Raw genomic sequence first — 15,661 nt, 5'->3', positions numbered from 1 at the left:
TTGACAGCGTTTAATCGTCACGGCTGACCGCCAAAAAGGAACTTCCGTACTATCTAAAGGTCAAATAACTTAACAACTTCAATTCAGTTCTGCAGGTGGCAGTTGGGAGATTGGTTATGGATGGTCGTATCGGTGAGAAAATAAACAACAACCCCGTTCCTGGTTTTGCCCTGTCTGAGAGTGGTGAAAAGAGCGGCGTGCCAGCCAGGAAAGCAGAGCTGGATTCATCATCAAAGAAAGCAAAAGCCTGTTCTTTTGTAACTCCTGAACTCAATAAACCCTTTCCTCCGAGGACGTTGCCTGACAGAGCGAGAAGCGTATCCCCAATAGATTCATCACTCCAAAAGGTCACTCATGCCTTCGATTTCCGTTTTGTCGCCAGTGATGATGAAGTTCGACAGCTTTTAGTTGCCCAGACCGGCGATGAACATCGGGAGGTCACTATTATTTCCCATCCCGATGACCTCTCACAGGCTAATCTGGTGAGCCGGTTAAGCATTTCCGAAGAGGGTCGTCACACTCTGCGTTCAGGTAAGCTCTTTGAAGGTTCAAAGCCATTAACCCTGGTGATAGATATCCGAAAAATCACCAGCGAGAATCTGCCCAAATTTAACGATCTGCTGGACCCGGATAACCCCTGCCTGTACGACAAAGTCAGCCAGATGAAACGCCCTCTGGGAGAGCATGTTTCTTTATTAGTCCTGGCAGAGCCTAAACAGCTGGCATCGGTTGGCCAGCATGAAGATGCGCCCGCAGTCGGCGCACCGGGGGCCGACGCACCGGGGGCCGACGCACCGGGTGCTGATTTCTGGCGACGAGTTAATCGACCGGGCAATACCTGGCAGTTTGACGCACAGGCCGGTAATAACCCATCAATGAAGATCGACAAGGTTGCTCCCTTATTGCCTGAATTCACCAGTGCCAAAAGTACTATGGAAGACGACAATAGCATTTTAATTGACTGCCACTTGCACAGTCACTGGCGACAGTTGCTGCTGGGTGGCCCCGGAGTCGATAAACAGGGACGAATCCAGCACATCCCCGGCAGGCTTGAATCATTGAAGGCCGGACAACGGGTCATTCTGAAAGGAACCAACTGGGAAGATCTGGCCTTTGAACAGACGATTCGACAAATGCTGGCGCAGAAGTGTTTTGAGAGCAATGGCAAGGTCTGTCCGTTACCCGACGATGTTCAGTTTTATCAGATGCCGGTTGGGTATAACGAGCTTTATTCGCTGCTCCAAAGTCTGTCCCCTGCTCTTGACAAAGAAGGTGACAAAGAGCACGCATCACGCAAACCCATCATCATTAACCAGAGTAATATTGCCCAATGGCTGAGCCCTATTGCCATTGCCCCGGAAGGCTATGCAGTCCCTAACACCCGACTGTTGGAACAGATTCGGACGGGGGGATCAGTCACCGTAACGTCACCCCTTACTGAGGCACTCTGGTTTCGCTTGCTCGGCTCACTGCAGATGATTCACGAGACCACCGGCCTGGAGCCCCGACTCCGGGTGACTGATTCAAAACATCAGCCGAAGGCCCTGGGTTTGGTAGAAAAGGATGAGGTCTCTCTGTCCTGCCCACAGGAAAAAACCAGAGATCACGCCCCGGTGAGTACCGTCACTTATCAGCAACCTGCCCAGGCCAGTCATTGGATCAGGAAGCAGCCGGATTCACCTCTGGTCATTCAGGTCAATGAACAGACCCGATTCAGCCAGCTATTTGATAATATCCATATCACCTCGGAACAAAAGGCCCATTTTGGACATCGTCAGACTGGGTTGCAGGAGGCACTAACCGCTGGCAAGCCGGTCGTATTCCGTGGGCTGGAGAGTAATCCAACGCTTCAGCAGCTTCTGGAACCCCTGATTATCAGGCAACCTCTGTTGGTGAATGGCCAATTGCAGGCCTATCCAAAAGCTCATATCAAAATACTCTGGCCTGAGTCTGCAAAAAGCATATCTTCAATATTTCATTCGATGGTCGCCAGGGGTGAGCCGTGCCCTGAGGTTGATCTCTGGGGTATCAGTGCCCGCAAGCATGGTATCGCCCGGACTGACCTGCCAGAACAAGCGCTTCACTCACTTTACCAAGCTTTTAAAACCATACCTGGCAACCTTTGTAGCCCTCTGCCAGAAATGACCGAAGGGCTGTTGAATAATCTGATACTGGCTGCCCGGCAGGCACAGCAGGTTGACCACTCCCTACAGCTCCTGCCCTGCCACTGGCGCAAGGCCATCAATAGCGTCATCACCCATGGCACCCGACAACATCCGTCCGCGCGTGATTTTATGAAAGTGGCCTGTTGGCACTTGTTACCGGACAGGGATCAAGCCGCCTCGTTAGACCCGGATCAGTTAGCTGCGATCATCAGTAGCGCCCCGCAATTGGATAGAAAGTTTGTCAGGCAGAACCTGTGGCCACTGGCCCGGGCCTTTGACCCGGCAGTCTTTAAAGGTATCGAATTACAACTGTCCTACAAAAGTCCATTTCCAGAGCAAGTTGAAAAAGAAGCTATGGACAGGCTCTGTGCCATGATCCTGGCCCACGCGCCTGAAAAACAACGGGATGCCATAGCCTATCAGCTGGCAGTCGATCCGGCGGCAACAAAGCCCTGGCAATCCTTAGCTATCGAGCCAACCAGACAGATTAAACGTTTACAAGATGCACTGGCTTCTGGCTGGCAGTTACCTTTGCACTCAGGGCAGACCCGATCCGATGCCATCCACGGCCTGGCCAGCGATTGTTTTGACATAGCCAGAACAGTGAGTTCTGAGACAGAAGGCATTGAACGTATAAAAAATCAGCTGTCTGAATCACTGAAATGGCAGGGTTCTGCTGATGAGCCCCTGTCTGCACTGGCCAGAGATCTTTATCATGGCGAGATGAGTCAGGAAGATCGTGAAAGCCGTCGTTTATCCCGACTCCATGACCGGCTGACAGACTCTCCCGTTATCTTCCTGCAGGGAGAAACCGGCACCGGGAAAAGTTACTTTTCCGCCAAAATGGCAAAGGCTTCAGGACAGTCTGCGGTCATTTCCCTTGGACCTTCTGACAGTGAACAGACCCTGATGAAACGCTGGCAGTGGCAACAACAAGACAACGGCGACCGCTCTATGGCGCAGCAAAACCGGGCATTGATGGAATGGGTCAATACCAAATCCGACAAAGGCGGAGAATACATTACCCTGGTGCTGGATGAGGCTAACCTGGCCCAGGCCGGATTGCTGGCGTCACTGAACGGCTTATGGGAACCGGAACCCTGCATCTACGTAAATGGTCATCCTGTCAAAGTCAGCGAAAAACACCGGGTGATTCTCACCGGCAACCCCGATCATTACGCCGGGCGCCAAATGGACCCGGCCCTGAAAGAGAAACTGCCCAAGGCTTACTACCCACGTCTGGATCAGGCTTTCCTTCGGGACAGAGTAGTAGAACCGGCTTTGCTCAATCATTTACAGCGCCACAAAATAAACGACATTGCACACAGGGCCAGCAAAAGTGTGATGGCACTGTGGCAATATTATCAGGAGCTGTTGCCCGACCATGAGTTTACCCCCAGGGATTTAACCGATATCTGCAGCTGGGTGGGTTGGTATCTGGATCGAGCGTTGTCCGAAGGCGACAGTGCCAGCTGTGAGCAAGTGAACAGTTTGATCGAGCAAAGTTTCCGGGATCTACTGGTTCCCGAAATCAGCGAGACTCAACAGGATGCCCTTTTAGCACTGGAAATCTGGTTTGCTGCCCACTACCACCCGGACAACACCCTGCGCGACAAAGTTCATAACCACACCCTGCCAGATATACAGCGGGACTTCGAAGCATTCACCAAAGAATTCCGACCTGAGTTTGATACCTCCGGATCGGCAGTCATTGATCTGGTGCAACGGCTGGGACAGGATTTAAGCCGCTGTCAGCAGGCTTATCATCACGACAGAAAACACGGCGGCCGTCAGGCAACGCTGATTGAGGGTCCGGCCGGACGGGGTAAGGATGCCACGCTGAACCTGCTGATCAAAAGTGTTAAACAGCAAGCTGAAGAACGGGGAGAAACCATGCCAGAGGTCTTTCCCCTGAATGCCTGTGATTGCTCCTGGGAGCAACTGTGTGAAGTGATCCAGAAAGCAAAAGTCGATGGCGGCATCGTAGTTATTTCGGAAATGAACCTGATCGACAACCAGCACCTGGAAGGTGAGTTAAACGATATTCTGGCCGGTGACGCTCATCCGGGCTTCCACCTGTTTGCCACCATCAACCCGCCTGAATACAGTGGGCGAAAACCCTTATCACCGGCGCTGAAAGGACGTTTTCGGCATTTGCCGATCCGCCAGTATAACTCGGCAGAATTGCAGACCATTGCCGGGAAAGTGTTGCCAGACTCCCCAAAAGGGAAATTCGTCGCTAAACAGCTGACTGAAAAACATTGTCGTTTAAGGGCCTGCCTGCAACGGAAAGACCTGCCGTTACAGCCCACCAGTCGCGATTTACAGAATGTCGCCATGGCTGTCAAAAAAGGAGGCGATTTTAGCGAAAAAGCACTTCATCAATGCCTCAATCAGCACTACCGGCTTTACCTGATGGCCGCCAACCTGTCGTTGGAGGAACTGCCCGAATCATCGACTCTTGCCATGGATAAAAGGGCACTTGATTCCGGACTTTGCAAATGGTTCAACAAAACGCTACCGGACATTGATCGTCCGTGGTTGATACGACCCGGTAACCTCGACAGTATTGATGAAAAAAACCATGAAATTCGTGTTAAGGCTCGTCCGAATAAAGAGGAAGTCAAAGCGGAAATCATCAAGAAGGTGGCTCAGGCCAGATGGCAGGCATCCGGTCTTTCCCTGAGGCCGGATGAGTCGGACGATCTGCTCATCCAGGCAATCTACCGACACTGGCAGCAACGCTGGTTTGCACATAAGTTTTGCGAGACGGGTGTGGATGCTAATAGCGTATTTCCACTGACGCAAGCACAGGAACAAGCGTTGAAATTACCGGCTTCCCAGCCTTATCTTCGAGAGGCGGATCGGCGGATAGAGGCATGGAACTCTGACGCAGTTCAACTATGGCCTGCGTTCTGGCATCAGATAAGTAATCTGCCGAGCCATCAGGTTGACGATCATAGTAAAGAAGCTTTAGCGGTTGGTAATGATAACGCTCCTGAAAAATACCGTCCGAAAGCCCGCTCGAACCTGGCTAACACATTGAAATGGATAAAAAGCTATATAGACCCACCTTCCAGGAACCGGCCTGATCATCAGGCATTAGACCGGAGAACAAACAATAGAGGCCCTGTGAGTGGAACATCTCCTGTCAGCCAGCCTGATCATCAGACATTGGACCGGAGAACTATCGATAAGGGCCCGCTGAACAGAGCGTCCGGTCAGTCTGATCTTCTGGTATTGGACCGTACAACGAATTATGAGAAGCTGAAGCTGCCAGAAGTTAAAGACTATAACGTTTTTAATACACAGAAGTATCCTTCCTTTATGCATCGCTGGGAAGTATTGAATATTGATGTGACTGCCAAGGGTAATGTCGAAAAGGCCTTTCTTGGGGTGCAATGCCTTGAGGGGTTCGAAACCCTCACACCGGACCCGTTACCAGGACGTTACCACATGACACTAGCCAGCAATCAAACGATGGCAAGCATTTTGTTATCATCGAAAGCTAATCTTTTTTCATTGCCCAGCCTGACGTTTAACGACTACGTCGTTGCCCTGCGTATATCAACCGATTTGCCATTCACCCTGTTCAGGGATCGATATACCGGGCTTCACATAGTGCTGATTCCAAAGGCCAAAGCCCACCAGAAAATTAAATTTGATTATGTCGTAGAAACCAGAAAACCGGGCAGAAAAACAGCTCCGCAATCAACCCGACCAGAACGACCAACACAGCTTGACGCCCGGTGTTCAGAAGGTATGAAAACCATACTGGACCCACTGTTTATGACCATTAAAGAACAACCGACCGAAATACAAGAGCCTTTGCAGAAAATAAAAGACGCCAAAAACACTGAGCAACGAATTGAGGCGATCAGGGAATATTGCCGACAGTTTTCCGGTAAGGCTAAACCATCGAGACATGAGAATTTCTTTAAATTTCTGGTAACACAACGGCAAGGGGGCTGCCGTCATCGTGCGCCTGTTTTTGTTGCTTTTTGTCGTTATTTCGGGATTCCATCCCGGCAAGTGAATAGCCAAATCCACGCCTTTGCTGAATATTCCGTTGATGAAGGCCAAACCTGGGTGTCAGTGAATCTGGGCGGGGCGCCTGTCGAGAGAATAGATTTCAAACCTGACGTCCAGCCCAGTACCAATGTCAGTAGTACCAGCACTGAGTTAAAGAAGCATAAGGCTTTCCTGAAAGATTTCCTGAAAGGTGCTGATTTGTCACAACAGCAAACTCTGGCTAAAGCCTGTGATATGAGCCTTGAGGAACTGAACAAAGCCCTTGATAAAAACAGCGCATTGCCAGAAGCCAGGCTAATTATTTCCAACATAACCGGGAACCTTTGGGAGCAAAGAGATTTAATCAGTTTTTCCCTGGCTGTCTCAATAATAGTGTCGCTGGGGAAAGAGGTATTGGACAATTGCCAAGGGCAACAACTTAAACAAATATCGGAGGCGGTGAAAGAAATATTGTACGACGGTGATGAAGGGCAGGTCATTGAACAACTCAAGTTACTCCATCCAAAAATAATTAATGAGGACGAACTGGACGCTATAAGTTGGTTTTTTTCAATGGTAGAAATACTGAAAGATAGTGACCTGACCAAGTCATCGGTTATTCGCTTTGCCCTTGAAGTCCTGAAATTGGGTTGGCTGGATCCAATGCTGGCCGATGAGTACTCTTCTATGTACGCCCAAAATCATAACCTATTGGTGCGTCTGAAAAGCGTCGATGAACTCAAGGTTGAAGCCACTCATTGCCAGAAAAAGTGGTATAAACAGTTATTTTTCAGGGAAAAAAATAGTCAGTTATGGCAGAAAGCTTATGAAGACTTCCAACGGAAAGAAGGTACCTCGTTCGTCGATCATTGTTATGATGGCTTCTCATCATTCCTTGAATATGAAATCACCAATCGACTCTTACAGAACGCCTGGACCGACACGCCTGAGGGCATTCCCAATATAGAACGAATGCTGGCGCACCAGCCCGCTTTTCCGAGTGTAACCTCAGGCAGGGGGAACCACCGTCCGGTGATTATCCTGGGGAAACCTTCCTGGCAGTGCGCACAGATTAATAGACATGCCGGATTCATGATTGATCAAAAAACCAGGGACAGGGGCAATCGGGAATTAAGTCGGAGAAAACGTGATTCTTTACGCAACCAATCCGCGCTGGCGATTCAGAAGGCCTTCAGTCATTATCTGTATCAATTGACAAACACAAATGGCGGCTGCTTAACCTATTGTTGGGCGGATGCTTCCTTCGAATCGTGCTACGAGCGACACTCCTGTGGTGCTCATGACCCATCCTCACCAGAAGAACTCTATGCCATGATGTCTGAAATTCAGAGCTCTGAAGACTTTGAGAACTCTCTGAATGATGACTACTTACGGCATGCACTCAACGCCGATAACGCACTGGTGCTGAGATCCCGTGAGCTGACAACTATTGCCAAAGAGTTTTTGCGCAGTGTGGATTTGTTTTCGCTTTGTAACCTCTTGGAAATCTGATAGAACGATTTGGAAACCTGATAGCAGCCTGTTCAAGGGTCACGGCTGACTGTCAAAAAGGAACTTTCGTACTATCTAAAAGTCTAATAATTAAACAGCTTCAATTCAGTTCTTCAGATAGCAGTTGGGAGATTGACTATGGATGGTCGTATTGGTGAGAAAATAGACAACAACCCTGTTCCTGGTTTTGCCCTGTCTGAGAGTGGTGAAAAGAGCAGCGTGCCAATCAGGAAAGCAGAGCTGGATTCATCATCAAAGAAAGCAAAAGCCTGTTCTGTTGTAACTCCCGAACTCAATAACCCCTTTCCTTCGAGCACGTTGCCTGACAAAGCGAGAAGCGTATCCCCAATAGATTCATCACTCCAAAAGGCCCCTCATGCCTTCGATTTTCGTTTTGTCGCCAGTGATGATGAGGTTCGACAACTTTTAGTTGCCCAGACCAGCGATAAAAATCGGGATGTCACCCTTATTTCCCATCCCGATGACCTCTCACAGGCTAATCTGGTGACCCGGTTGAGCATTTCCAAAGCGGGTCGCCATACTCTGCGTTCAGGCAAGCTCTTTGAAAGTTCAAAGCCACTGACCCTGGTGATGGATATCCGAAAACTCACCGGTGATGAACTGCCCAAATTTAACGATCTGCTGGACCCGGATAACCCCTGCCTGTACGACAAAGTCAGCCAGAAGAAACGCCCTCTGGGTGAGCATGTTTCTCTATTAGTCGTGGCAGACCCTGCACAGTTGAAATTCGCTGGCCGACGTGAAGATGCGCCCGCAGCCCGCGCTCCGGGTGCTGATTTCTGGCGACGAATTAATCGACCGGGCAATACCTGGCAGTTCGACACTCAGACCGGCAATAGCCCATCGATGGAGATCGACAAGGTTCCTCCCTTATTGCCTGAATTCACCAGTGCCAAAAGTGCTATGGAAGACGACAATAGCATTTTAATTGATTGCCACTTGCACAGTCACTGGCGACAGTTACTGCTGGGTGGCCCCGGAGTGGACAAACAGGGGCGAATCCAGCACATTCCCGGCAGGCTTGAATCATTAAGGGCCGGACAGCGGGTGATTCTGAAAGGAGCCAACTGGGAAGATCTGGCCTTTGAACAGACGATTCGACAGATGCTGGCGCATAAGTGTTTTGAGAGCAATGGCAAGATCTGTCCATTACCCGACAATGTTCAGTTTTATCAGATGCCGATTGGGGATAACGAGCTTCGTTCACTGTTTTTCAGTCTGTCCCCTTCTCTTGAAAAAGAACAAGCATCACGCAACCCCATTATTATTAACCAGAGTAATATTGCCCAATGGCTGAGCCCCATTGCCATTACCCCGGAAGGCTATGCAACCCCTAACACCTGTCTGTTGGAACAGATTCGGGCGGGGGGATCAGTCACCGTAACGTCTCCCCTCACTGAGGCACTCTGGTTTCGCTTGCTGGGTTCACTGCAGACAATTCGTAAGACCACCGGCCTGCAGCCCCGACTTCAGGTGGCTGATTCAAAACATCAGCCGAAAGTCCTGGGATTGACAGAAAACGATGAGGTCTCTCTGTCCTGCCCACAGGAAAAAAACAAAGATCAGATCGGGTTCAGCACCCTCACTTATCAGCAATCTGCCCAGGCCAGTCATTGGATCAATAAGCAGCCGGACTCACCTCTGGTCATTCAGGTCAATGAACAGACCCGATTCAGCCAGCTATTTGATAATATCCATATCACCTCGGAACAAAAGGCCCATTTTGGACATCGCAAGACTGCGTTGCAGGAGGCATTAACCGCTGGCAAGCCGGTCGTATTCAGGGGGCTGGAGAGTAATCCAACGCTGCAGCAGCTTCTGGAACCCCTGATTATTGGGCAACCTCTGCTGGTGAATGGCCAGTTGCAAGACTATCCAAAAGCTCGTGTGACAATACTTTGGCCTGAGTCTGCAAAAAGCTCATCTTCTGTATGGAGCTCGATGGTTGCCAGGGGAAAATCCTGTCCTGCGTTCGATATCTGGGATATCAATGCCCGCAAGCATCGTATCTCACAGGCTGATCTGCCGAAACAAGTACTTCACTCCCTTTACGAAGCCTTTAAAACCGTACCTGGCAACCTTTGTAGCCCTCTGCCAGAAATGACCGAAGGGCTGTTGAATAATCTGATACTGGCTGCCCGGCAGGCACAGCAGGTTGACCACTCCCTGCAGCTCCTGCCTCGCCACTGGCGCAAGGCCATCAATAGCGTCATCACCCATGGCACCCGACAGCATCCGTCCGTGCGGGATTTTATGAAAGTGGCTTGTTGGCACTTGTTACGGGATAAGACGCTGGATGAGGATCAAACCGCCTCGGTAGACCCGGATCAGTTAGCTGCCATCATCAATAGCGCCCAACGTTTGGATAGAAAGTTTGTCAGGCAGAACCTGTGGCCACTGGCCCGAGCCTTTGACCCGGCAGTGTTTAAAGGTGCCGAATTACAACTGTCCTATGAAAGTCCGTTTCCAAAGCAGGGGAAAAAAGACGTTATGGACAGGCTCTGTGCCATGATCCTGGCCCACGCGCCTGAAAAACAACGGGATGCTATAGCCTATCAGCTGGCAGTCGATCCGGCGGCAACAAAGCCCTGGCAATCCCTGGCCATCAAGCCAACCAGACAGATTAAACGTTTGCAAGATGCACTGGCTTCTGGCTGGCAGTTACTTCTGCCATCGGGGCAGACCCGATCCAATACCATTCACGCGCTGGCCACCGATTGTTTTCACATATCCAAAACAGCGAATGCGGAGGCAGAAGGCATTGAACGTATAAAACATCGACTCTCTGAATTACTGAAATGGCAGGGTTCCGCTGATGAGCCCCTGTCTGCACTGGCCAGGGATCTTTATTATGGCGAGATGAGTCAGGAAGATCGTGAAAGCCGTCGTTTATCCCGGCTCCATGACCGGATGACAGACTCTCCCGTTATATTCCTGCAGGGGGAAACCGGCACAGGGAAAAGTTACTTTTCTGCCAAATTGGCCAAGGCTTCGGGACAAGCTTCAGTCATTTCCCTTGGACCTTCCGACAGCGAACAGACCCTGATGAAACGCTGGCAGTGGCAACAACACGGCGATGGCGACCGCTCTATGGCGGAACAAAACCGGGCATTGATGGAATGGGCCAATACCAAATCCGACAAAGACGGAGAATACATTACCCTGGTGCTGGATGAGGCTAACTTGGCCGAAGCCGGATTGCTGGCGTCACTGAACGGCTTATGGGAACCGGAACCCTGCATCTACGTGAATGGTCATCCTGTCAAAGTCAGCGAAAAACACCGGGTAATTCTCACCGGCAACCCCGATCATTACTCCGGGCGCCAAATGGACCCGACCCTGAAAGAGAAACTGCCCAAGGCTTACTACCCACGTCTGGATCAGGCTTTCCTTCGGGACAGAGTAGTAGAACCGGCTTTGCTCAATCATTTACAGCGCCACAAAATAAACGACATTGCACACAGGGCCAGCAAAAGTGTGATGGCACTGTGGCAATATTATCAGGAGCTGTTGCCCGACCATGAGTTTACCCCCAGGGATTTAACCGATATCTGCAGCTGGGTGGGTTGGTATCTGGATCGAGCGTTGTCCGAAGGCGACAGTGCCAGCTGTGAGCAAGTGAACAGTTTGATCCAGCAAAGTTTCCGGGATCTACTGGGTCCCGAAATCAGCGAGACTCAACAGGATGCCCTTTCGGCACTGGAAATCTGGTTTGCTGCCCGCTACCAACCGGACCACACCCTGCGCGACAGAGTTCATAACCATACCTTGCCGGATATTCAGCGGGACTTCGAAGCATTCACCAAAGAATTCCGACCTGAGTTTGATACCTCCGGATCGGCAGTCATTGATCTGGTGCAACATCTGGGACAGGATTTAAGCCGCTGTCAGCAGGCTTATCATCACGACAGAAAACACGGCGGCCGTCAGGCAACGCTGATTGAAGGCCCGGCTGGGCGGGGTAAGGATGCCACGCTGAACCTGCTGATCAAAAGTGTTAAACAGCAAGCTGAAGAACGGGGAAAAACCATGCCAGAGGTCTTTCCCCTGAATGCCTGTGATTGTTCCTGGGAGCAACTGTGTGAAGTGATCCAGAAAGCAAAAGTAAAGGGCGGCATCGTAGTTATTTCGGAAATGAACCTGATCGACAGCCAACACCTGGAAGGTGAGTTAAACGATATTCTGGCCGGTGACGCTCATCCGGGTTTCCACCTGTTCGCCACCATTAACCCACCTGAGTACAGCGGGCGAAAACCCTTATCACCGGCGCTGAAAGGACGTTTTCGACATTTGCCGATCCGCCAGTATAACTCGGCAGAATTGCAGACCATTGCCGGGAAAGTGTTGCCAGACTCCCCAAAAGGGAAATTCGTCGCCAAACAGCTGACTGAAAAACATTGTCGTTTAAGAGCCTGCCTGCAACGGAAAAACCTGCCGTTACAGCCCACCAGTCGCGATTTACAGAATGTCGCCATGGCTGTCAAAACAGGAGGCGATTTTAGCGAAAAAGCCCTTCATCAATGCTTCAATCAGCACTACCGGCTTTACCTGATGGCCGCCAACCTGTCGCTGGAGGAACTGCCGGAGTCATCGACTCTTGCCATGGGTAAAGGAGCACTTGATGCCGGACTTTGCAAATGGTTCAATCAGGCAGTACCGGACATTGATCGTCCCTGGTTGATACGATCCGGTAACCTCGACAGTATTGATGAAAAAAACCATGAAATTCGTGTTAAGGATCGTCCGAATAAAGAGGAAATCAAAGCGGAAATCATCAAAAGGATGGCTCAGACCAAGTGGCAGGCATCCGGTCTTTCCCTGAAACCGGATGAGTCGGACGATGTACTCATCCAGGCACTCTACCGACACTGGCAGCAACGCTGGTTTGCACATAAGTTTTGCGAGACAGGCGTGGATGCTAATAGCGTATTTCCACTGACGGAAGAACAGCAACAAACATTGAAATTACCGGCTTCCCAGCCTTATCTTCAGGAAGCCGATCAGCGGATAGAGGCATGGAACTCCGATGCAGTTCAATTGTGGCCTGCGTTCTGGCATCAGATAAGTAATCTGTCGAGCCAACAGGTTGAGGATCATAGTAACGAAGCTTTAGCGGTTGGTAGTGATAAGGCTCCTGAAAAATACCGTCTGAAAGCCCGCTCGAAACTGGCTAAGTTATTAAAACGGAGAAAAAGCCTTAAAGGTCCGGAGAGCAGAACGCCTCCCATCAAAAAGTCTGATCCTCAGGCATTGAAACAGAGAAAGAACAATAAAGGCCCGGTGAGCAAAACATCTCCCGTCAGACAGCCTGATCCTCAGGCATTGAAACAGGGAACGAACGGCAAAGGTCTGGTGAGCAAAACATCTCCCATCAAAGAGCCTGATCCTCAGGCATTGAAACAGGGAACGAACGGCAAAGGTCTGGTGAGCAAAACATCTCCCATCAAAGAGCCTGATCCTCAGGCATTGAAACAGAGAACGAACGATAAAGGCCCGATGAGCAGCACTCCTCCAACCGACCAGTCTCCTCCTGGGGTACTGGACAAAAGAACGAACTATGAGAATCTGGAGCTGCGACAAGTTAATCGTTATAAAATTTTTAAACCGCAAAACCAGCCTTCCCATATGTATCGCTCGGCGGTGTGGGATGTCAAAGTGAATGCCTGGGGTGATGTCGAACTGACCTTTCTTGAGGTTAAATACATTGAGGGTGTCGAAACTCTCAGACCGGATCCATTAACAGAGTGCGACCAGGAAGTGACCTTAGCCAGCAATCAAACGCTGGCAAGATTTTCGGTATCATTGTGTAAGGATCGTCTGGCAGTATTGCCCAGCCTGACGTTTAACGACTATATCGTTGCCTTGCGTATAAAACCCGGATTGTCATTTACGCTGGTCAGGGATCAATATACCGGGCTTCACATATTATGGATTCCGGAGGCCGAAGCCAACCAGAGTTTTGCCTTTGATTACGTCGTAGAACACAGAGAACCGGGCAGAAAAACACTTCCTGAAGAAGCCCGGCCAGAACGATTAACAAACCTTGACGCCCGGTGTTCAGAAGGTATGAAAAACGTACTGGGCAAAATGTTTATGACCATTAAAAAACAACCGACCGAAATACAGGTGCCTTTGCAGAAAATAAAAAACGCCAAAGACACAGAGCAACGAATTGAGGCGATCACGGAGTATTGCCAACACTTTTCCGGTAAAACCACACCAGCGAGCCATAAGAATTTCTTTAAATTTCTGGTAACTCAACGGCAAGGGAGCTGCCGTCACCGTACGCCTGTTTTTGTTGCTTTCTGTCGTTATTTCGGGATTCCATCCCGGATAGTGAATAGTGATATCCACAGCTTTGCTGAATATTCCGTGGATGAAGGTCAAACCTGGGTGCCTGTGGATCTCGGCGGTGCGCCCGTCGAGCAAACAGAGATCGAGTCTGTCTACCAGACCATCACAAATGTCAGTCATTCCAGCACTGAGTTAAAGAAGCATAAGGCTTTCCTGAAAGATCTCATGAAAGGTGCTGATTTGTCACAACAGCAAACTCTGGCTGAAGTCTGCGATATGAGCCGTGAGGAACTGAACCAGGCCCTTGAGACAGACAGTGCATTGCCAGAAGCTAAGCTAATTATTTCCAACATAATCGGGAACCTTTGGGAACAAAGAGATTTAATCAGTTTTTCCCTGGCCGTCTCAATCATCGTGTCGCTGGGGAAAGAAGCATCGGGCGATTACAAGAAGCAACTTGAACCGATATCGAAGGCAGTGAAACGAATAATATTGTACCGCGATGATAAACAGCGTGTCATTGAACAACTCAAGTTACTCCATTCAAAAATAATTAATCAGGATGACCTGAGCGCTCACCATTGGTGTTCCTCAATGGCAGGAATACTGGAAGGTAGCGACCTGACCAAGCCATCGGTTATTCGCTTTGCCCTTGAAGTCCTGAAATCGGGTTGGCTGGATCCAATCCTGAACGATGAGACATATATAAAAAACGCCGATAAACATCATAGGCTATTGGTGCGTCTGAAAAGCGTCGATGAGCTCAGGGTTGAAGCCACTCATTGCCTGAAAAAGTGGTATAAGCAGTTGTTCTTCAGGGAAAAAAATAGTCAGTTATGGCAGAAGACTTATGAAGACTTCCAACGGAGAGAAGGTACCTCGTTCGTCGATCATTGTTATGATGGGTTTTCATCATTCCTTGAATATGAAATTACCCATCGACTCTTAAAGAACGCCTGGACAGACGAACCTGAGGGCATTCCCAATATAGAACGAATGCTGGCGCAGCAGCCCGCTTTTCCGAGGTCAATCTCTGGCAGGGGGAACCATCGTCCGGTGATTATCCTGGGGAAACCTTCCTGGGAGTTCACATCGATTTACAAAAAGGCCGGAGATCTCTTGCAAAGTCAATATGCGGTCATTTTGAAACGTAATGGGATAAAAGACCCGCTGCTTTTAAATAAAGAATTCGAGGATTTGATTCAAAAGGCCTTCAGTCATTATCTGTATCAATTGACACACTCAAAAGGCGGCTGCTTAACCTATTGTTGGGCCGATGCTTACATCAAATGTTGCAACGAGAGATACTCCTATGGTGCTCATGATCCATCCTCACCAGAAGAGCTGTATGTCATGATGTCTGAAATTGACGGCTCTAAATGGTTTATGGACTCTCCATCCAGATTGTTTGTGGACTCTCTAAAGGGTGACTATTTACGGCAGGCACTCAACGCCGATAATGCACTGGTGCTCAAATCCGATGAGCTGACAATCATTGCCGAAGAGTTTCTGAACAGCGCTAATTTTGATTCGCTTTGAGGCGTGATGGATTTCTGGTAGTAGTCTGTTCATGATGAATTTTTCGAGATCGGTAATTACCTTCAATGATCACGGCTCACTGTCAAAAAGGAACTTTCGTATTGTCTAAAGGTCAACCC

Annotated in this window: 2 protein-coding genes; both read left to right on the top strand. The window is 49.6% G+C overall.

Going from position 1 to position 15,661, the window contains the following annotated elements:
* The first annotated feature begins 116 nt into the window (after positions 1 to 116).
* On the top strand, positions 117 to 7,688 hold the full coding sequence (locus ACOJUO_RS03720; RefSeq protein WP_422138961.1) for an AAA family ATPase: 7,572 nt from the start codon (positions 117 to 119) through the stop codon (positions 7,686 to 7,688).
* Between the two features lie 138 nt (positions 7,689 to 7,826).
* The gene (locus ACOJUO_RS03715) at positions 7,827 to 15,542 is read left to right on the top strand and encodes an AAA family ATPase (RefSeq protein WP_422138960.1); all 7,716 of its coding nucleotides are present in this window, start codon (positions 7,827 to 7,829) and stop codon (positions 15,540 to 15,542) included.
* Positions 15,543 to 15,661 lie beyond the last annotated feature (119 nt).

The organism is Endozoicomonas sp. ALC020 (assembly GCF_049275935.1).
In the GTDB taxonomy this organism is placed as follows: Bacteria; Pseudomonadota; Gammaproteobacteria; order Pseudomonadales; family Endozoicomonadaceae; genus Endozoicomonas_A.
The sequence above is the reverse complement of the archived record's forward strand: the minus strand, read 5'-3'. Positions and strand labels throughout refer to the sequence as shown.